Origin of the sequence: Halomonas sp. THAF5a, from assembly GCF_009363755.1 — a bacterium.
In the GTDB taxonomy this organism is placed as follows: Bacteria; Pseudomonadota; Gammaproteobacteria; order Pseudomonadales; family Halomonadaceae; genus Halomonas.
On record NZ_CP045417.1, the window covers coordinates 2,506,708 to 2,525,683 of the forward strand.

Annotated in this window: 17 protein-coding genes; 3 read left to right on the forward strand and 14 right to left on the reverse strand. The window is 71.9% G+C overall.

The annotated features are described in order from the left end of the window. The first annotated feature begins 92 nt into the window (after window positions 1-92). The gene (locus FIU83_RS11300) at window positions 93-680 is read left to right on the forward strand and encodes a nucleoside triphosphate pyrophosphatase (RefSeq protein WP_152484136.1); all 588 of its coding nucleotides are present in this window, start codon (window positions 93-95) and stop codon (window positions 678-680) included. Between the two features lie 95 nt (window positions 681-775). Here the strand turns inward: FIU83_RS11300 and sppA are convergent, their stop codons facing one another. The 3 genes from sppA to FIU83_RS11315 form a co-directional block, all read right to left on the reverse strand. After that, window positions 776-1,870 (reverse strand): signal peptide peptidase SppA, encoded by a 1,095-nt coding sequence (sppA, locus tag FIU83_RS11305; protein WP_152484137.1) that lies wholly within the window; start codon window positions 1,868-1,870, stop codon window positions 776-778. Window positions 1,871-1,937: 67 nt separating this feature from the next. Next, a complete protein-coding gene (locus FIU83_RS11310; protein ID WP_152484138.1) occupies window positions 1,938-2,588 on the reverse strand; it encodes an HAD-IA family hydrolase in 651 nt (216 codons plus the stop codon). 11 nt (window positions 2,589-2,599) lie between these two features. Beyond that, window positions 2,600-3,547: an RluA family pseudouridine synthase gene (locus FIU83_RS11315; protein ID WP_152484139.1), complete on the reverse strand. Its 948-nt coding sequence runs from the start codon at window positions 3,545-3,547 to the stop codon at window positions 2,600-2,602. A 563-nt stretch (window positions 3,548-4,110) separates the two neighbouring features. Between FIU83_RS11315 and rne the strand changes: the two genes are divergently transcribed. Further along, window positions 4,111-7,380 (forward strand): ribonuclease E, encoded by a 3,270-nt coding sequence (rne, locus tag FIU83_RS11320; protein WP_152484140.1) that lies wholly within the window; start codon window positions 4,111-4,113, stop codon window positions 7,378-7,380. 100 nt (window positions 7,381-7,480) lie between these two features. On the opposite strand, the gene murB is transcribed toward rne, so the two are convergent. From murB to FIU83_RS11365, 9 genes are read right to left on the reverse strand one after another with little or no spacing between them, the layout of a single operon-like run. Beyond that, the gene (gene murB, locus FIU83_RS11325) at window positions 7,481-8,482 is read right to left on the reverse strand and encodes a UDP-N-acetylmuramate dehydrogenase (RefSeq protein ID WP_172976123.1); all 1,002 of its coding nucleotides are present in this window, start codon (window positions 8,480-8,482) and stop codon (window positions 7,481-7,483) included. A gap of 5 nt (window positions 8,483-8,487) precedes the next feature. Continuing rightward, window positions 8,488-8,964, reverse strand: coding sequence for a low molecular weight protein-tyrosine-phosphatase (locus tag FIU83_RS11330; RefSeq protein WP_152484142.1), 477 nt, complete (start codon window positions 8,962-8,964; stop codon window positions 8,488-8,490). Further along, entirely contained in the window at window positions 8,964-9,752 is a 789-nt protein-coding gene (kdsB, locus tag FIU83_RS11335; protein WP_152484143.1) for a 3-deoxy-manno-octulosonate cytidylyltransferase, read from the reverse strand. The genes FIU83_RS11330 and kdsB overlap by 1 nt, the downstream gene beginning before the upstream one ends. Then, complete coding sequence (locus FIU83_RS11340) at window positions 9,752-9,961, reverse strand: Trm112 family protein (protein ID WP_152484144.1); 210 nt, start codon at window positions 9,959-9,961, stop codon at window positions 9,752-9,754. The genes kdsB and FIU83_RS11340 overlap by 1 nt, the downstream gene beginning before the upstream one ends. 20 nt (window positions 9,962-9,981) lie before the next feature. After that, complete coding sequence (gene lpxK, locus FIU83_RS11345) at window positions 9,982-11,019, reverse strand: tetraacyldisaccharide 4'-kinase (RefSeq protein WP_152484145.1); 1,038 nt, start codon at window positions 11,017-11,019, stop codon at window positions 9,982-9,984. After that, entirely contained in the window at window positions 11,016-12,758 is a 1,743-nt protein-coding gene (gene msbA, locus FIU83_RS11350) for a lipid A export permease/ATP-binding protein MsbA (protein WP_152485344.1), read from the reverse strand. Before msbA ends, lpxK begins: the two co-directional genes overlap by 4 nt. Continuing rightward, window positions 12,758-13,180, reverse strand: coding sequence for a biopolymer transporter ExbD (locus tag FIU83_RS11355; RefSeq protein WP_152484146.1), 423 nt, complete (start codon window positions 13,178-13,180; stop codon window positions 12,758-12,760). The genes msbA and FIU83_RS11355 overlap by 1 nt, the downstream gene beginning before the upstream one ends. Beyond that, window positions 13,177-13,890, reverse strand: coding sequence for a MotA/TolQ/ExbB proton channel family protein (locus tag FIU83_RS11360; protein ID WP_152484147.1), 714 nt, complete (start codon window positions 13,888-13,890; stop codon window positions 13,177-13,179). Before FIU83_RS11360 ends, FIU83_RS11355 begins: the two co-directional genes overlap by 4 nt. A 38-nt stretch (window positions 13,891-13,928) precedes the next feature. Next, the gene (locus FIU83_RS11365; RefSeq protein WP_152484148.1) at window positions 13,929-16,226 is read right to left on the reverse strand and encodes a DNA internalization-related competence protein ComEC/Rec2; all 2,298 of its coding nucleotides are present in this window, start codon (window positions 16,224-16,226) and stop codon (window positions 13,929-13,931) included. A gap of 122 nt (window positions 16,227-16,348) precedes the next feature. On the opposite strand from FIU83_RS11365, the gene FIU83_RS11370 reads away from it, so the two are divergent. Continuing rightward, on the forward strand, window positions 16,349-16,891 hold the full coding sequence (locus FIU83_RS11370; RefSeq protein ID WP_152484149.1) for a DUF2062 domain-containing protein: 543 nt from the start codon (window positions 16,349-16,351) through the stop codon (window positions 16,889-16,891). A 63-nt stretch (window positions 16,892-16,954) separates the two neighbouring features. On the opposite strand, the gene FIU83_RS11375 is transcribed toward FIU83_RS11370, so the two are convergent. Continuing rightward, window positions 16,955-17,677, reverse strand: coding sequence for an ABC transporter ATP-binding protein (locus FIU83_RS11375; RefSeq protein ID WP_253939458.1), 723 nt, complete (start codon window positions 17,675-17,677; stop codon window positions 16,955-16,957). Between the two features lie 7 nt (window positions 17,678-17,684). After that, complete coding sequence (locus FIU83_RS11380) at window positions 17,685-18,926, reverse strand: lipoprotein-releasing ABC transporter permease subunit (protein ID WP_152484151.1); 1,242 nt, start codon at window positions 18,924-18,926, stop codon at window positions 17,685-17,687. Between the last annotated feature and the right edge of the window lie 50 nt (window positions 18,927-18,976).

Consider the following 18,976-nt stretch of genomic DNA (forward strand, 5'->3'; position numbering starts at 1 on the left):
AAGCCACCCCTGCCCCGGGTTACAATGGCCGGCCCGAGCGCTCGACGCCGTCGCGCCCCGCGCCCATTCGCCCCACCGCAGAGGAAGCCTTCATGCCCCGCCTGGTCCTTGCCTCGGGCTCTCGCTGGCGCCGCCAGCTGCTCGACCGACTCGCCCTCCCCTACGCCTGGGAGAGCCCCGACATCGACGAGACGCCGCGCCCGGGGGAAGCGCCCGAGCCCCTGGTCCACCGCCTGTCACTGGCCAAGGCGGAGCGGCTGGCGGCGACCCACCCCGACCACCTGATCATCGGCTCCGACCAGGTGGCGCTGTTCGAGGGCGAGATCCTCGGCAAGCCCGGCGACGAGGCCGCGGCCCGCGCCCAGCTGGCCCGCTTCTCCGGCCGGCGGGTGCGCTTTCTTACCGGCCTGGCGCTGATCGACACCGGACGCGGCCGGCATCGCGTCTGCCATGAGACCTTCGACGTGGTCTTTCGCCACCTGGAGGCGCGGGAGATCGCGACCTACGTGGCCCGGGAACGGCCACTGGACTGTGCCGGCAGCTTCCGCATGGAGGGCCTGGGCATCACGCTCTTCGAGCGCCTCGAGGGTGATGACCCCAACGCCCTGATCGGCCTGCCGCTGATACGGCTCTGCGCGATGCTTCGCGAGGCCGGACTCGACCCGCTGGGCGAGCCGTAAGCGGGAAGCTGGAAGAGAGCATATCGCTCCCCATCGAGTGACCAGGCGCTATCTTCAAGCTTCCCGCCGCGAAGCGGTGCCCTTACAGCGTCAAGCTAGTGAAGCTGATAGCGCACCGGCGCCGCGGACTGGGGCAGCCCCAGCCACTCGGCGGCGACCCGCCCGAACCGGCGGGAGATCCGCTCCAGGGGATCGAGGCGCGGCGTGTAGTCCTTGAGCCGCGCCCCATCGAAGCGACGCGCCAGGGTGTCCAGGCTGCCGAGCTCGTCCACCAGGCCGAGCTCCCTTGCCTGCTCGCCCGTCCAGATCAGACCGCTGAAGAGCCGCTCGTCGTCGGCCAGGCGCCCGCCGCGCCCCGCACGGACGTCGTCGATGAACTGCTGGTGAGTGGTGGCCAGGACCTCCTGCCAGAACTGGCGCTGGGCGCGGGAGACGTCGGAGAAGGGATCGAGGAAGGCCTTGTTCTCCCCGGCGGCGAAGACGCGCCGCTCCACCCCGAGGCGCTCGATCGCCTCCTCGAAGCCGAAGCCGGCGTGGATCACCCCGATCGACCCCACCAGGCTGGCCGGGGCGGCCATGATCTCGTCCGCCGCGGCCGCCACGTAGTAGGCGCCGCTGGCGCCGATATCCTCGACCACCGCGATGATCGGCTTGTCGCCCTGCTCGCGCAGCCGCATCACCGCATCGAAGATGCGCTGGGACTGCACCGGACTGCCGCCGGGGCTGTTGAGGTGGAGCACCACCGCCTCGGCCTGGTCGGCCTTCCAGGCCCGCTCAAGCCCCTCGATGACGCGCTGGGCGCTGGCCGGTGACTCGCTGTCGATCACCCCCTTGACCTCGACGACGCCGAGGTGACGCTCGGCGGGGGCCGAGGCCCCCGGCGCCACGAAGAGCCCATAGAGGGTCGTCGAGAGCGAGGCGAGGATCAGCAGCGCAAAGAAGAAGCGAAAGAAGAGCTTCCAGCGCCGAGCGCGGCGCTGCTCGACGAGCACCCCATCGATCCAGCGGTCCATCATCGCCAGCTGCGCCAGGCGCTGGCGCTCGCGCAGGGTCTCGGCATCCTCGTTGCCGGCCGGCCCGGCCTCGCCCGTCGCGGCACCGTCCGCCCGCTCACGCGCCTGGCGCGCCTGCTCGGGCGTCAGCTCCGGGCCCGTCGTCCAGCGATCGTCTCGCTTGTCGTCATCACTCATGGCATTGCTTCCCTTAAAGGACGGGTCGTTGTCGGGCGGACCGAGGCGGCGCCGGGCGGCCGGCGCCCTAGCCGTGCAGCCAGTCGAAGAGCTCGGGCACGCTCTCGGCGGTGAGCACCGGACGGCTGGCGGCCAGTCGCTCCGGGGCATGCACCCCCCAGGTCACCGCGACACGGTCCATGCCCAGCGCCCGGGCCATCTCCAGGTCGTACTCCGTGTCGCCGACCATCACCGCCTCGCCGACATCGACGCCGAGCTCGGCGAGGAGTTCCTCGAGCATGCGCGGGTGCGGCTTGGAGAGGGTCTCGTCGGCGGTACGACTGGCGTGGAACCAGTGGCCACTGGCGCTCTCGCGAAAGATGCGGTCGAGTCCGCGGCGACTCTTGCCGGTGGCCACCGCCAGCCGCTGTCCGTCCCGGCCGCGCAGCCGGGCGAGTCCCGCCTCGACGCCCGGGTAGAAGCGCATCGGCGTGGCGTCGCCCTCGACGAAGTAGTAGGCGTAGCGGGCCCGGAGCCGCTCGGCCCGCTCGGGATCGATGCCGGGACAGAGCGTGGCGATCGCCTCGGGCAGTCCCAGGCCGATGATGTTGCGCACGGCGCCCGCCTCGAGCTCGCCCCAGCCGGCGTCCCGGGAGGCGGCCTGCATGGAGGCGACGATGCGGGCGATGGAGTCCATCAGGGTGCCATCCCAGTCGAAGATGGCCAGTCGATAACGCATGGGGGCTCCTGTCAGCGAGCGCGGCGCGCCTTGCCGAGCGCCGCCTCGAGGTCGTCGGGGAGCGGCGCCTTGATCTGCACGGGGCGTCCGCTGGTGGGTTCGGGAAAGGTCAGCGAGGCGGCGTGCAGGAAGAGTCGCGACACGCCGAGCCCCGCCGCCAGGCGCTGGCTCTCTCGACTGCCATACTTGTCGTCGCCGAGCAGCGGATGCCCGGCGTGGGCAGCATGCACGCGGATCTGGTGGGTCCGCCCGGTGACCGGCTCGGCCTCGACCAGGGTCACCTTGTCGAAGGTCTCGCGCACCGCGAAGCGGGTGCGGGCCACCTTGCCGGCCGCGTCGACCCGCACCCGCCGCTCGCCGTTGCCGAGCTCGTAGCGGTCGAGCCGGGCGCTAACGAAGTCGCGCCGCGCCGGCCAGCGCCCGGCCACCAGGGCCAGGTACCGCTTGTCCATCTTGTGATGCTTGAGCGACTCGTTGAGGGCGAGCAGCGCCGGGCGCGACTTGGCCAGCAGCAGGCAGCCGGAGGTGTCGCGATCCAGGCGGTGCACCAGCTCGAGGAAGTCGAGGTCCTCGCGCACCTGGCGCAGCGCCTCGATCAGGCCGATCTTGACGCCGCTGCCGCCGTGCACGGCGAGCCCCGAGGGCTTGTTGATCACCAGCCAATCGCGCCCCTCGACCAGCACGCTGCCGGCCAGCAGGTTGCGCAGGTTGTCGCTGACCTCGCGCACCGCCTCGCGAGGCGTGAGGCGCAGCGGCGGGATGCGCACCAGGTCGCCCAGCGCCAGGCGCGTATCCGCCTTGACTCGCTTCTTGTTGACCCGCACCTCGCCCTTGCGCACGATGCGGTAGATCAGCGCGCGCGGCGCTCCTTTCATGCGCGTCAACAGGAAGTTGTCGACCCGCTGGCCGACCTGACCCTCGGTCACTTCCACCCACTGCACGTCGCGCCCTTCGGCCATGCCGCACTCCACTCAAAACCCGCTCGAAAGGCGCATTCTAACGCAGTGCGCGCCATCCTGCGCCAATTGCTGGCCACCCCCGTTACTGGTATATTGCCAGCTCGCCTCAATGGGTCGTGACGACCCGATAGCGCGCCTGCACGACAGACACGCAGGCCGAGGCGAAAAGATCAGGCCGCGAAGATCCTCGCCAATCCGAGGTCCCGCCGCCGACAAGCAAACGATACTACGCCACGCCCGGCTCCGGTCGCGTCCGCTGCGGCACGATCGGAGACCCTGGGATACGTATAACAACGTGCCGGAGGCCGGCGTTGGCGAATCGATGAATGCCAGGTGTTGGCGGTGACCGCAGAACCGGATGGGCGATGACCCACCGTGACATGTCCTGCCACCGCCCCGTACTCAACATGATCATGCCGTGTCGGATCCATTGTGCAAGGATGCTCCGGGGCGGCCGGGCGCTATACCGCATCCGCGACATGCGCTGAGCACAGGCACGCTGCAGCCAGCGGTTCGCCTTCGTCGTTGACCGTCATCCGGCACGTCCATATTTGTGAGACGACATGAAACGGATGCTCATCAATGCGACCCAGCCCGAAGAGCTGCGCGTCGCACTGGTCGATGGACAACGCCTCTACGACCTGGACATCGAGTCCGGGGCCCGGGAACAGAAGAAAGCCAATATCTACCGCGGCAAGATCACCCGCGTCGAACCCTCCCTCGAAGCCGCCTTCGTCGACTTCGGTGCCGACCGTCACGGCTTCCTCCCCCTCAAGGAGGTCTCCCGCGACTACTTCCTGAAGGAGCCCTCCGGGCGCCCCAGCATCAAGGAGGTCCTCAAGGAGGGCCAGGAAGTGATCGTCCAGGTCGACAAGGAGGAGCGCGGCAACAAGGGCGCGGCGCTGACCACCTTCATCAGCCTGGCCGGCCGCTTCCTGGTGCTGATGCCCAACAACCCGCGAGCCGGCGGCATCTCGCGGCGCATCGAGGGCGAGGAGCGCAGCCAGCTCAAGGAGGCCATGAGCCAGCTGACCGTGCCCGACAAGATGGGCCTGATCGTGCGCACCGCCGGCATCGGCCGCTCCCCCGAGGAGCTGCAGTGGGACCTCGACTACCTGGTCCAGGTGTGGGAGTCGATCACCGAGGAGGCCGGCAAGCGCGCCGCCCCCTTCCTGATCTACCGCGAGTCCAACGTCATCATCCGCGCCATGCGCGACTACCTGCGCCAGGACATCGGCGAGGTGCTGATCGACAACGAGGCGATCCACCAGGAGGCGCTGGCCTTCATCCGCCAGGTGATGCCCTCCTACCAGCAGAAGATCAAGCTCTACGTCGACGAGGTCCCGCTCTTCTCGCGCTTCCAGATCGAGTCGCAGATCGAGACCGCCTACGAGCGTGAGGTCAAGCTCCCCTCCGGCGGCTCCATCGTCATCGATCATACCGAAGCCCTGGTCTCCATCGACATCAACTCGGCGCGGGCCACCCGCGGCAGCGACATCGAGGAGACCGCGCTGCAGACCAACCTGGAGGCGGCCGACGAGATCGCCCGCCAGCTGCGCCTGCGCGACATCGGCGGCCTGGTGGTCATCGACTTCATCGACATGAGTCCGGCACGCAACCAGCGCGAGGTCGAGAACCGCACCCGCGACGCCCTGAAGCTCGATCGCGCCCGGGTCCAGATCGGGCGCATCTCGCGCTTCGGCCTGATGGAGATGTCCCGCCAGCGCCTGCGCCCGTCCCTGGGTGAGACCAGCGGCGTGGTCTGCCCGCGCTGCGACGGCCAGGGCACCATCCGCGACGTGCGCTCCCTCTCGCTCTCCATCATGCGCCTGATCGAGGAAGAGGCCATGAAGGAGCGCAGCGCCCAGATCCGCGCCATCCTGCCGGTGCCGGTGGCCACCTACCTGCTCAACGAGAAGCGCAGCGTGCTGGCCGAGATCGAGCGCCGCCAGGACGTGCGCGTGGTGATGCTGCCCAACCCCGACATGGACACGCCCCACTACGACGTCCAGCGCCTGCGCGACGACCACGTCGACGAGGAAGGCACCGCCAACCTCTCCAGCTTCGAGCTCTCCACCGACACCGAGGTGGGCAAGGAGCCGGAGGCCGCCTTCGGCAAGCCGGTCCAGCGCGCCGAGGCCGCAGTCAAGACGGTGATCCACCACGAGCCCGCCCCCGCCTCCTTGCAGAAGGAGGAGGCCCAGGCGCCGGCCGCCAAGGCCCCGACCGCCGACAAGCCCAGCGCGGCTAAGGCCTCCGGTGCCAAGGCACCAACCGCCAAGGCGCCGACCGCGAAGCCGGCCGCCGAGCCCGAGGGCGGCGTCCTCGGCCGCCTGGTCAAGGGGCTGGCCAAGCTGCTCGGCGGCGAGGAGACCCCCGCCGGCCAGGAGAAGGCACCCGCCGCTCGCCGCAGCGAGTCGACGGAAGCCGGCGACCAGGCGGCGCGCAAGCCCGCCGCCCGTGACGACGACCGCGGCGGCCGCCAGCGTCGTCAGCGCAACGACCAGCGTCGCGGCACCCCGCGCCAGGACGGCGGGCGCGACGAGGGCAAGGCCAGCGGCGCCGAAGGGCGTGACAATCGCGGCAACCGCGGCGGCCGTGGGCGCGGCCGCCAGGACGACAACCGCCAGGCCCCGCGCCAGCAGGACGCGCCCAAGGCGCGTGACGACAAGCCTCGCGATGAGAAGCTCCGCGAGGAGGCGCGCCGCCAGAAGCCGAGCGACAAGCCCGCCGAGAAGGCTGCCGAGAAGCCGAGCGACAAGCGTGCGGACAAGCCGGCGGCCAGCGAGCCGGTGGATGATGGCAAGCCGAAGCGGACACGCAACAACCCGCGTAACCGCACGCGCAAGCACGCCATCAACCCCAAGGCCGAGGCCGAGCAGCAGCGCCTGCAGGCCGAAGCCGCCGAGGCGCCCAAGGATGCCCCGGTAGCGGCCGAGGCCAATGCTGAGCCGAAGCCGGCCGAGACCAAGCCCGAACCGAAGGCCGAGCAGAAGCCGGCCGAGGCCAAGTCGGAGCCGAAGGCCGAGCAAAAGCCCGCCGAGGCCAAGTCCGAGCCGAAGGCCGAGCAGAAACCCGCCGCCGAGGCCAAGTCGGAGCCGAAGGCCGAGCAGAAACCCGCCGCCGAGGCCAAGTCGGAGCCGAAGGCCGAGCAGAAGCCCGCCGAGGCCAAGTCCGAGCCGAAGGCCGAGCAGAAACCCGCCGCCGAGGCCAAGTCCGAGCCGAAGGCCGAGCAGAAGCCCGCCGAGGCCAAGTCCGAGCCGAAGGCCGAGCAGAAGCCCGCCGAGGCCAAGTCCGAGCCGAAGGCCGAGCCGAAAGCCGAGCAGAAGCCGGCCGAGGCCAAGCCGGAACCGAAGGCCGAGCAGCAGCCCGCCGAGGCCAAGCCCGAGCCGAAGGCCGAGCAGAAGCCCGCCGAGGCCAAGTCCGAGCCGAAGGCCGAGCAGAAGTCGGCCGAGGCCAAGCCGGAGCCCAAGGCCGAGGAAAAAGCCGAGCAGAAGCCCGCCGAGGCCAAGCCGGAGCCCAAGGCCGAGGAAAAAGCCGAGCAGAAGCCCGCCGAGGTTAAGCCCGAACCGAAAGCCGAGCCGAAGGCCGAGCAGAAGGCCGCCGAGGCCAAGCCGGAACCGAAGGCCGAGCAGAAGCCGGCCGAGGCCAAGCCCGAGCAGAAGCCCGCCGAAGCCAAGCCGGAGCAGAAGCCGGCCGAGGAAAAGGCCGAGTCTGAGCCTCAGCCCGCCGCCAAGGCCTCTCGCCGCCGGGGGCGTCGCGCGCACAACGATCCGCGCGAGATCCGCCGCCGCGAGCAGGAGGCCAAGGCCCAGGACGGCCAGCAGGGCTGATCCCCGCCCCGCTCCAACGACAACGCCCGCAGCCATGGCTGCGGGCGTTGTCGTTTAGGGAGAGCCGATCGGCTCGACGGGGAAGTGAACTCGCCTGGCGCTATCCGGCGCGACGCGGCTCGCGCTCGAGGACGACGCCGAAGCGCTCCCGCACCCGGGCGGCTACCTCGCCGGCGAAGCCGAGCAGCTCCTCGGTGCTGCCCCCGCCGAAGTGCACCAGTACCAGGGCCTGGCGGTCATGCACGCCGAAGTGGCCCCGGCGCCAGCCCTTCAGCCCGCAGCGATCGATCAGCCAGCCGGCGGCGAGCTTGACGCGCCCATCGGGCTGGGGAAAGTGCGGCAGGTCGGGATGCTCGGCCAGCAGCCGGCGGGCGTGCTCGCCGTCGACCAGCGGGTTCTTGAAGAAGCTGCCGGCGTTGCCGAGGGTCGCGGGATCGGGGAGCTTCTCGCGGCGGATCGCACAGACCGCCTCGGCCACCTCGAGGGCCGTCGGTGCGGGATCGAGCCGGCCGGCGAGGTCGCCATAGCCCAGCCGCGGACGCGGCTCGGTCGACACGCGCAGCACCAGCCGGGTAATCACCATGCGCCCCGACAGCGCGCCCTTGAAGACGCTGTCCCGGTAGCCGAAGGCGCAGTCGGACGCAGACAGCACGGCCTCCCGGCCGTCATCGAGATATACCAGGTGGACCGCCTCGAGCAGGTCGCCGAGCTCGACGCCGTAGGCGCCGATGTTCTGGATCGGCGCCGCCCCGCAGTGGCCGGGGATCAACGCCAGGTTCTCGGCGCCCCAGAGCCCCCGCTTCGCCAGGGCCATCACCAGGGCGTGCCACTCCACCGCCGCCTCGGCGTGCACGCGGATGCCGTCATCGCGCTCCTCGAGCCACCACTGCGCCATGGCCGGCTGGAGCACCAGCCCCGGCAACCGCGCCGGCAGGATCAGGTTGCTGCCGCCGCCGAGCACCGTCAGCGGCCAGTCGTGCCGCCGCGCCAGGGCCAGCGCCTCGCGCAGCGCGTCGAGGGTCGCCGGCGCCGCGTAGCGCTCGGCAACGCAGGGCAGCCCGAGGGTGTTGGCGTCGGTCAGGGGGTGATCGGCGTGGAGCATCAGGCTCAAGGCGTGGCCTCCAGGCGCGCGGCGATCTCGGCCACGAGCCCCCGGGAGGCCTCCTCGATCAGATCCAGCACCGTCTCGAAACCGCCCTCGTCACCGAAGTAGGGATCGGGCACGGCGCGCTCGGGCCAGCCGGCGTAGGCGAGGAAGAGGCCGACGACCGCCTCGCTGGACGCCGGCCGCTGGGCCTCGATGGCGGCGAGGTTGTCGTGGTCCATGGCGAGCACATAGTCGAAGCGCGCGAAGTCCTCGGCGGCGAGTTGCCGCGCCCGCAGCGCGGAGAGGTCGATCCCGCGGCGCAGGGCGGCCTCCCGGGCGCGGGCGTCCGGCGCCTTGCCCACGTGCCAGGGGCCGATGCCGCAGGAGTCGACCTCGACCCGCGCGGCGAGGCCGGCCCGCTCGAGATGGGCGCGGAAGACCCCCTCCGCGGTGGGCGAGCGGCAGATGTTGCCCAGGCAGACGAAGAGCACGCGCATCAGGCATCTCCCTCGCGGTCCTGGCCCTCGAGCAGCGCGCGGACCCGCGCGAGATCGGCCTCGGTGTCGACGCCGGCCGGATGGGGGACCCGGGCCAGGGCGACCTGGATGGCATGGCCGTGGTGGAGGGCGCGCAGCTGCTCGAGCTGTTCGAGTTGCTCCAGGGGCGACGGCGGCCAGTCGCGGTAGTCGGCGAGAAAGCCCGCCCGATAGGCGTAGAGGCCGATGTGGCGCAGCCAGGCGTCGGTCTCGAGCCGCTCGGGACGCCGGGCGAAGGCGTCGCGATCCCAGGGGATGGGCGCCCGGGAGAAGTAGAGCGCCCGCCCGGAGAGGGCGCGCACCACCTTCACCGCGTTGGGGTTGAAGAGCGTCTCGACATCGCTGATCGGCTCGGCCAGGGTGGCGATGGAGGCCTCGGGATCGTCGAACAGCCGGTCGGCGACCTGGTCGATCAGCGCCGGCGGGATCAGCGGCTCGTCGCCCTGCACGTTGACCAGCACGGCATCGTCGGCGAGCCCCAGGCGCTCGGCCACCTCCGCCAGGCGATCGGTCCCGGAGGGGTGGTCGTCACGGGTCATCACCACCTCGGCGCCGAGGGGCGCGAGGGCCTCGCGGATGCGCGCGTCATCGGTGGCCACCACCACCCGCGCCGCGCGACTCGCGCCGGCGCGCCGCCAGACATGCGCCACCATGGGCTCCCCGGCGATCTCCGCCAGCGGCTTGCCGGGCAGGCGCGAGGAGGCGTGACGGGCGGGAATCACCGCGATGAAGGCGTCGTCACCGCTCATCACGCCTCCCCCGTGCGTCCCGGCGAGTCGTGCAGCGTCTCGTCGACGCTCATGGCCCGCGCCTCCTCGGGCAGCATTACCGGGATGCCGTCGCGGATCGGGTAGGCGAGCCCGTCGAAGCGGCACTCGAGCTCGAGGGCCTCGCGATGGTACCTAAGCTTGCCCTTGCACAGCGGGCAGACCAGCATTGCCAGCAGTTCCTTGTCCATGACTTCCCCCTCGTGGTGATTCAGGTCGACGTCCGGGTCTCGCCGGGCGACGGATGAGATGATGACAGGCCGTCCAGCCGCCGCGCCAGCCAGTCGACGAAGCCGGCATCGGGGCGCGCTTCCACCTCGAGCACCCAGCTCTCGTCGGGCGCCAGCCCCCGGCACTTCACCGCGTCCTTGGCGGTCATCACCAGCGGCCGGTCGTCGCCGAAGGCCAGCTCCTCGGCCGTGTAGCGGTGATGGTCCGCGAAGGCGTGGGGGATCGCCTCGACCCCCTGCTCCGCCAGGGTCGCGAAGAAGCGCGGCGGATGGCCGATCCCGGCGATGGCATGCACGGGCCCCGCGAAGGGCCGGGGCGAGAGCGGGAAGCGCCGGCCATCGCCCAGGCGGCGCCAGGCGGCGGGCTCCAGGGCCATGCGGTGGGCCCCCGCGGGCGGCGCGACGATGGGCGCGCCGTTGATCACCACCGCATCCACGCGCTCGAGCCGCGAAGCAGGCTCGCGCAGCGGGCCCGCCGGCAGGCAGCGGCCGTTGCCGAGGCCGCGGCGGCCGTCCACCACCACCAGCTCCAGGTCGCGGCCCAGCGCCAGGTGCTGCAAGCCGTCGTCGCCGATCAGGATATCGCAGCCCGCCTCGAGCAGGCGCCGCGCCCCGCGCGGCCGGTCCGGGTCCACCACCACCGGCAGGCCGGTCTGATCGGCCAGCATGCGCGGCTCGTCGCCGCAGGCGGCGACCGGCGTCTGCGCGTCGACCAGCAGCGGATAGCGGTCGCTATGGCCACCATAGCCCCGGGAGAGGATGCCCGGCGTCCAGCCCCGCTCGGCCAGGTGACGCCCCAGCCAGGCGACCAGCGGCGACTTGCCGGTGCCGCCCAGGGTGACGTTGCCGACCACGATCACCGGCACCGGGGCCCGCCATATCGGTCTGCGCCCCGAGGCGTAGGCCGCGGCGCGACGGCGCACCGCCAGGCGGTAGAGCGCCTCCAGGGGGCGCAGGACGCCCAGCCAGGCGTCGCCACGATAGGCCGCCGTCAGCCAGCGCTCGCCGAGGCCGCTCATGCCGGCTCGGACTCCTGGAACTGCAGCCGGTGCAACGCCGCGTAGGCGCCGTCGCGGGCCAGCAGCTCGTCGTGGGAGCCCTCCTCGACGATCTCGCCCTGCTCCATGACCAGGATGCGGTCGGCCCGCTCGATGGTCGAGAGGCGATGGGCGATGACGAAGGTGGTCCGGCCCTTGCAGACCTCTTCCAGGGCCGCCTGGATGTGGCGTTCGGATTCGGTGTCCAGCGCCGAGGTCGCCTCGTCGAGCACCAGCAGCGGGGCATCCTTGAAGATCGCCCGGGCGATGGCCAGGCGCTGGCGCTGGCCACCGGAGAGCATCAGGCCGTTCTCCCCCACCACGCTGTCGTAGCCGTGGGGCATGCGTTCGATGAACTCATGGGCATGGGCGGCCCGGGCCGCGGCCTCGATGGCCGCCGGGTCGGCGTCCGTCACGCCGTAGGCGATGTTGTCGGCGATGCTCGCGTTGAACAGGGTGACCTGCTGGGAGACCAGGGCGATCTGGCGGCGCAGCGGGGCCAGGCGGTACTCGCCCTGCTCCACCCCGTCGATCAACAGCCGTCCCGCCGTGGGGCGGTAGAAGCGCGGCAGCAGCCCGACCAGGGTCGACTTGCCGCTGCCGGAGCGACCGACGATGGCGACCATCTCGCCGGGCGCGACCTCCAGGTCGATCCCCTTGAGCACCTCGGGCTGGTCGTCGCCGTAGGCGAAGCGCACCCCCTCGAAGCAGACCCGCCCCTCGAGGCGGCCGGGATCCCGCGTCCCGGTGTCCGGCTCGGGCGCCTCCTCGAGCAGCCCGAAGAGCTCGCCGGCGGCGGCGATGCCCTTCTGGATGGTGGCGTTGATCTCGGTGAGCTGGCGCACCGGCTTGGCCATCAGCGAGGCCGCGGTGATGAAGGCGACGAACTCGCCGGGGGTCATGTCCGCCATCAGCGCCGGCGACATGGCGAGCCACACCAGCACCGCCAGCGACACCGCCACCAGCAGCTGGATCACCGGCGTGCTGGTGGCCTTGGTGAGCGCCTCCTTCATGCTCTGGCGCCGGTTGACCTCGCTGGCCTCGGCGAAGCGGGCCTTCTCGAAGGCCTCGGCGCCGTGGGTGCGCACCACCCGGTAGCCGGACAGCGCCTCGGCCGCCACGTGGGTCACCTCGCCCATGGAGCGCTGGATGCGCCGCGAGATGCGCCGGAAGCGCTTGCTGGCATAGCTGACCACGCCGCCGATCAGCGGGGTGACCGCCAGGAACAGCAGGGTCAGCATCCAGTTGGTCCACAGCAGGTAGGCGACCAGGCCGACCACGAAGAGCCCCTCGCGCAGCAGGATGGTGACCGCCTTGGTGGCGGCCCCGGTGACCTGCTCGACGTGGTAGGTGACCCGGGAGATCAGGTGGCCCGAGGAGTGGGCGTCGAAGAAGCGCCCCGGCAGGTGCAGCATGTGGTTGAAGACGTCGCAGCGCAGCGCATGGACCAGGTTCCTGGCCACGCTGCTCATGAAGTAGGTGCCGAGGAAGGTGCCGAGGCCCCGCGCGGCGAACATGCCCACCACGAACAGCGGCAGGAAGAGCCGGAAGTCCGCGTCGGGGTCCTGGATGCCGTCGATCAGTCGCTTCATCATCTCGGCCAGTGCCGTGCTCGAGGCGGCGTAGATCACGTAGCCGAGGATCGCCAGGCCGAAGGCGCGCCAGTGGGGCTTCACATAGGCCAGCAGGCGCTTGTAGAGGGTCCAGCCGGAATGTTGGATCACGGTGTCTCCGCTTGAGGGGTTGCAACGGCCTCGGTGGCGATGCGCACGTGCCGGATCTCGAGACCGGCGGCCCGATCCAGCGCGCGTACCACGTCGGCATGGGCGGCCCGCCCGTCGGCCTCCACCACGAGGCCGTGTTCGCGGGCCTGTTCGGCCTGTGCCGCCAGGGCGTCGCCCAGGGTCCCGGCCGTATGGACCCGCTCGCCCAGGCGATACTCGCCCGCCGCGGTGACCACCAGCGTCACCGGCGCGGCCTCCATCGGCTGGCCGCTCGCGCTCTCGGGCAGCTCGAGCTCCAGCGCCTGGCGGGTCTCGAAGGTGGTCGAGACCATGAAGAAGATGAGCAGCAGGAAGACCACGTCGATCAGCGGCGTGAGGTTGACCTCCACCGGGTCGCGCCGTCGCCGGGGGAATCTCACGACGACCTCACCCGCGGCGAGTTGCGCCCGTCCGCCTCGCGCCGCTCGTCGTCGCGGGAGGCCGGACGCGCCTCGTCACCGTGGCGCTCGGCCAGGACCAGCTCCCCCGGGTAGTGGGCGAGGTACTCGACCACCTGGCCGGCCTGCTCCTCCATGCGCACGGTGATGTCCTCGACCCGGCGCTGGAAGTAGCGGTGGAACATCAGCGCGGGAATCGCCACGGTCAGGCCGGCCGCGGTGGTCACCAGGGCCCGGGAGATGCCGCCGGCGAGGTCCTCGGTGCGACTCGCCCCGTCGCCGCCGACGATCACCGCGAACACCTCGATCATGCCCACCACGGTGCCCAGCAGGCCGATCAGCGGCGTGATGGCGGCGATGGTGCCCAGTGGGCTCAGGAAGCGCTCCATGTCGTGGATCACCGCGGTCGCCGCCTCCTGGAGCCGGGCACGCACCTGCTCATGGCCGAGCCGGGCATTGCGCAGCCCGGCGGCGAGCACGCCGCCCAGCGGCGAGTGCGCCTCCAGCCAGTAGAGGTTGACCTGTCCCCGCGCCACCAGCTGGCAGACCTCCTGGCCGAGCCCCCGGGGGGCGATGCGGCGTGCGCGCAGGGTCCAGAGGCGCTCGATGATGATCACCGAGGCCAGCAGCGAGCAGCCCAGCAGCGGCACCATCAGCCAGCCGCCGGCGATCAGGGCATCCATCATGTCCATGGCGTTCTCCCCGGGTGGGGCCGGCCCGCGGGCCGGCATCAGTGGGGCGATTCTAACGCAAGGCAGCCGCCACCGACACCGCCGCGCCGCCAGTCGGAAGACCGCTCGGCGCGGATCCCCGGGGGCGCGCCGTCGCCGAGCCAGAGGGTCACGGCGCCGTCCTGGGCGGTGTTCCAGAGGCAGCTGCCCACCGCCCGGAAGCGTCGCACGACGCGGTCCGCCGGATGGCCGAAGGCGTTGTGGCGCGCCGCGCTGAAGATCACGTGGCGCGGGGCCAGGCGCCGCACCAGCGGGAGCCCGGAGCTGGTGACGCTGCCGTGGTGGCCCGCCACCAGCAGCGTGATCCCCGGCGCCACCTCCCCGAGGAAGCGCCGCTCGGCCTCGCGGCCGACGTCCCCGGTGATCAGCAGCCGCTGGGCACCGGCGCGCACCAGCAGGACGCAGGAGCGGTCGTTGGCGGAGAGCCCGGCGGTCTCCGGGGGCGGCCAGAGGATGCGAAAGCGGACCCCGTCACGCTGCCAGCGATGCCCCGCCGCGCAGGGCCTGGCCGGACGCCCCAGGGCCTCGCCGGGAGGCGCCAGCAGGCGCCCCACCCGGTGCGCCTCGACGAGGGCCGGCAGCCCGCCGGCATGGTCCTGGTCGGCGTGGCTGACGATGACCTCGTCGAAGCGCTGGCCCGGCGGCCAGAGCCCGGCCAGGGGCATGAAGCCCGAGGCGAAGCGCGGCCCGGTGTCATAGAGGACGCGATAGCCGGCGGTGCGCAGCTCGATCAGCTGGCCCTGCCCCACATCGTGGACTCGCACCCGCAGCTGCCCCTCGGCAAGCGCCGGCGACGGGGCCGGCAGGCCCGGCGGCACCAGCAGCAGCGACGCCGTGGCCGCCAGGCGCAGGCGCAGCGCGAGTCCCGGCAGCGCCCACAGGAGGCCCGCCGCCCCCAGCGCCAGGCCGAGGGGCACCACCCACGCCGACGCCGGCTGCCACAGGGGCTGCCAGGCGACCGCCATCGCGAGCAGCCCGGCCAGGGCCTCCACCAGCCGGCCGAACAGGCCCCAGCAGAGCGCCGAGAGCGGGGGCAGCCAGGCGGTGAGCCAGCCGAGCAGGCCGAGCGGCACCATCAGCGTGCTGACCAGGGGCACCGCGACGAGGTTGATCAGCGGCGCCGTGGGGGCCAGCCGGTCGAAGGCGAGCAGCACGGCGGCGCCCATCAGCGGCGCCAGCAGCAGCTGGGTGCGCACCAGCGCCCACAGCCAGCCACCGAGGCCCCGCGGACGGGCCCTCCCCTGCCAGATCAGGATCAGCAGCGCCACGGCGGAAAACGACAGCCAGAGACCGGGCCGCCAGGCCGAGAGCGGGTCGAGGAGCAGCACCAGCCCGAGCGCCAGCCACCAGGCCTGCCAGGGACCGGGGGCGTGGCGGCCGCTGGCCACCCAGAGCCCCACCAGGGTCATGATCATGGCGCGCAGCGCCGGTGGCTCCAGGCCGGCGAGGCCGGCATAGCCCGCCGCCGAGGCGGCGGCGACCCACCAGGGCCAGACCGCCAGCCGCCAGGCTCCCGGCGTGACCAGCCGGGCCGCCCCGCGGGCGAGCCACAGGGCGAAGGTCGCCACCAGCCCGACGTGCAGGCCGGAGATCACCACCAGGTGGGTGGTGCCGCTGGCGTTGAGCAGGTCCCAGTCGGCCCGCTCGAGGCGCTCGCTGGCCCCCAGGGTCAGCGCCGCCAGCCAGCGCGCCTGGCGCGGCGGCAACGCCTGGGCGTCGAGGTGCGCGAGGGCCTGCCGGCGCAGCGAGGGGCCGGCCTCGACGAGTCGTGTCGGCAGCGGGTCGCGACGCACATAGCCGCTGGCCTGGATGCCCTCCCGTCGCAGCCAGGCGCCGTAGTCGAAGCCGCCGGGGTTGGCGAACCCGGATGGCGGACGCAGGCGCGCCGTCAGCGTCCAGCGCTCACCGGGCAACAGCCCAGGCGCCTCATAGAAGGCGAGTCGCACGCGCGACAGGTCGTCACAGGTCGGCAGGACAGGCTCCGGGGCGCGACACTCGTCGACGGCCATGATCAGGCGCGTGAGCCCGGCGTCGCGATCCACCTCGACCAGGCGCCCTTCCAGGTGCAGGTCCTGGCGAGTCAGGCCGGGGGCGAGTTCGCCGCCGCGCAGCGTGAGCAGCTGCCCGGCGACCAGGGCCGTCGCCAAGAGCCCCAGGGCGAGGCGCGGACGGCGCCCTGCCAGGGCCGCCAGGCAGGCCAGGGCGAGCAGCTCGGCGCTGCCCGGTGCGGCAAGTTGGCCTCCCAGCACGCCGAGGAGCACGGCGAGCGCCAGGGGCAGGGCCAGACCCAGCGGCATGATGTCGTCCCTGAACGGCGAGCGGGCGCCCCGACCTCCATCGCGCCGGCGAGACGCATCATGGCGAGGCGGGCGACTTCTATGGATAATAGCCCGGGTTTCGACGCCGCGAGCTCGTCTTCATGCCGCGCAGACTCCTGCAGCGCTACCTGCCCCATCCCGATGCCCTCCGGCGCCGGCGCTCCCTGCGCATGGTCGGCCACCTGATCGGCAATCCCTCGCTGTGGGTGCTGACGCGTCGCAGCGTGGCCAACGCCTTCTCCGTGGGGCTGTTCAGCGCCCTGCTGCCGATCCCCTTCCAGATGCTGGTGGCCGCCCTGGGCGCCTGGATGGCGCGCTGCAACCTGCCGCTGTCGATCGGCCTCGTCTGGATCACCAACCCGCTGACCATGCCGCTGATCTTCTTCGGCAACTATCGCCTGGGCGCCTGGCTGCTGGACACGCCGGCCCGCCCGGCGCCGGAGAGGCTCTCCACCCAGTGGATCGCCGAGCAGCTGGGGGAGATCCTGCCGGCGCTGGCGCTCGGGTCGCTGGTGGCGGCGGTGGTCACCGCCGCGCTGGCCAACCTGGCGATCCGCCTGATCTGGCGCTGGCAGGTGTCACGTAGCTGGCGCCAGCGCACCCGCCGGCGGCGCCGCTCGCGCGAGGCCGCCCAGGACCCGTGATCCCGAACGCCAGCGGCCGGCGCCATGGCGCCGGCCGCTGCTGCACTGCCTGACGGGATGCGTTCAGGCGCCGGGCGGCGCCTCGACCAGGCGCCCGCCGTCAAGCTTGAGCACCCGATCCTGGTGAGCGGCAAGGCCCGGATCGTGGGTGACGATCACGAAGGCGCAGGCGGCGCTGGCCGCCAGCTCGTCCATCAGCGCCAGGATGCTCGCCGCGGTGGTCTGGTCGAGGTTGCCGGTGGGTTCGTCCATCAGCATCAGGCTCGGGTCGGTGACCAGCCCCCGGGCGATGGCCACCCGCTGGCGCTCGCCCCCGGAGAGCTCGCCCGGCTTGTGATCGGCCCGCTCGGCCATGCCGACGCGCTCCAGCAGCTCCCGGGCGCGCGCCTCGGCCTGGCGCTTGCGCTGGCCGCGCACGATCAGCGGCAGGGCCGCGTTCTCCAGCGCCGTGAACTCCGCCAGCAGGTGGTGGAACTGGTAGACGAAGCCGATGTGGCGGTTGCGAAAGCGCCCCAGGTCGGCGTCGTTGAGCGAGCGCAGCGACTCGCCGGCGATGCTCACCTCGCCGCGGCTGGGCTGGTCCAGTCCGCCGAGCAGGTTCAAGAGCGTGGTCTTGCCGGAGCCGGAGCTGCCGACCACGGCGACCCGCTCGCCGGCCTGCACCCGCATCTCCAGGCCGTCGAGCACGGTCAGATCCCGCGGCCCCTCGCGATAGACCCGAGTCAGGTCCCGACACTCGAGCATCACCCGCCCGGCTCGGCCGGGGGCACCGGATCGGGGCGTCATGGCCGTGTCACTCATAGCGCAGTACCTCGGCAGGCTGGACCCGCGCGGCCCGCCAGGCCGGATAGAGGGTCGAGAGGAAGGTCAGGATGAAGGCCGCGGCGACGATGTTGCGCACGTCGGACCAGATCAGTCGCGACGGCAGCTCGCTGATGAAGTAGACGCCGGCATCGAGGAAGTGGATGCCGAAGGTGCTCTCCACCCAGCCGATCAGGTCGGAGACGGTGAGCGCCAGCAGCACGCCCAGGGTGACGCCGACCAGGATGCCGATCACCCCGATCGCCAGCCCCTGGACGATGAAGATGCCCATGATCGAGCGCGGGGTGGCGCCGATGGTGCGCAGGATGGCGATGTCGGCGCGCTTGTCGGTGACCACCATCACCAGGGTGGAGACGATGTTGAAGGCCGCCACGGCGATGATCACCGTCAGCAGCAGCGCGATCATGCGCTTCTCCATCTGGATCGCCTGGAACAGGTTGCCATGGGAGTAGGTCCAGTCGAGCCCCCGGTAGCCGGCGCCGAGCTCGTCGATGATGGCGCGGGTCTCGCTGCCGGCGGCGAAGAGGTCGTCGAGCTCCAGGCGCAGGCCGCCCACGGCGTCGCCCAGCCGCGCCAGGGTCTGCATGTCCTCGATATGGGCGTAGGCCAGGGCGGCATCCAGGTCGGCGCCGACGCTGAAGATGCCGCTGACCGTGAAGCGCTTGAGCCGGGGAAAGACCCCGGCCGGCGTGATCGAGGCCTCGGGCACCAGCAGGGTGACGCGATCGCCTACCCCGACGCCGAGGCGGCGGGCCAGGATCGAGCCCAGCACCACGTTCCACTCGCCGGCCTCGAGGTCGTCGAGGCGGCCCTGGCGCATGTGCTCGTCGACGATCGACACGCGGCTCTCCCAGGCGGGATCGATGCCGTTGACCATGGCGCCCTCGTTGCGGCCGCCCACCGAGAACATGCCCTGCTGCTCCACGTAGGGGGCGGCACCGACCACCCGCTCGCGCTCGACGAGGCGCTCGGCCAGGGGCTGCCAGTCGGTGAGTCCGCCCGGCGACTCGATCTTGGTGTGCGGCACCATGCCGAGCACCCGGGTGCGCAGCTCGTGATCGAAGCCGTTCATCACGGAGAGCACCAGGATGAGCACCGCGACCCCGAGCATGAGGCCCAGCATGGAGGTCAGCGAGATAAAGGAGATGAAGTGGTTGCGACGCTTGGCCCGCACGTAGCGCAACCCGATCAGGATGGGGAGACGGTCGAGCATGAGAACGTTCCTTGTCGGCGGGCGCCCATGGTACGGTTTTTTGCCCGCGC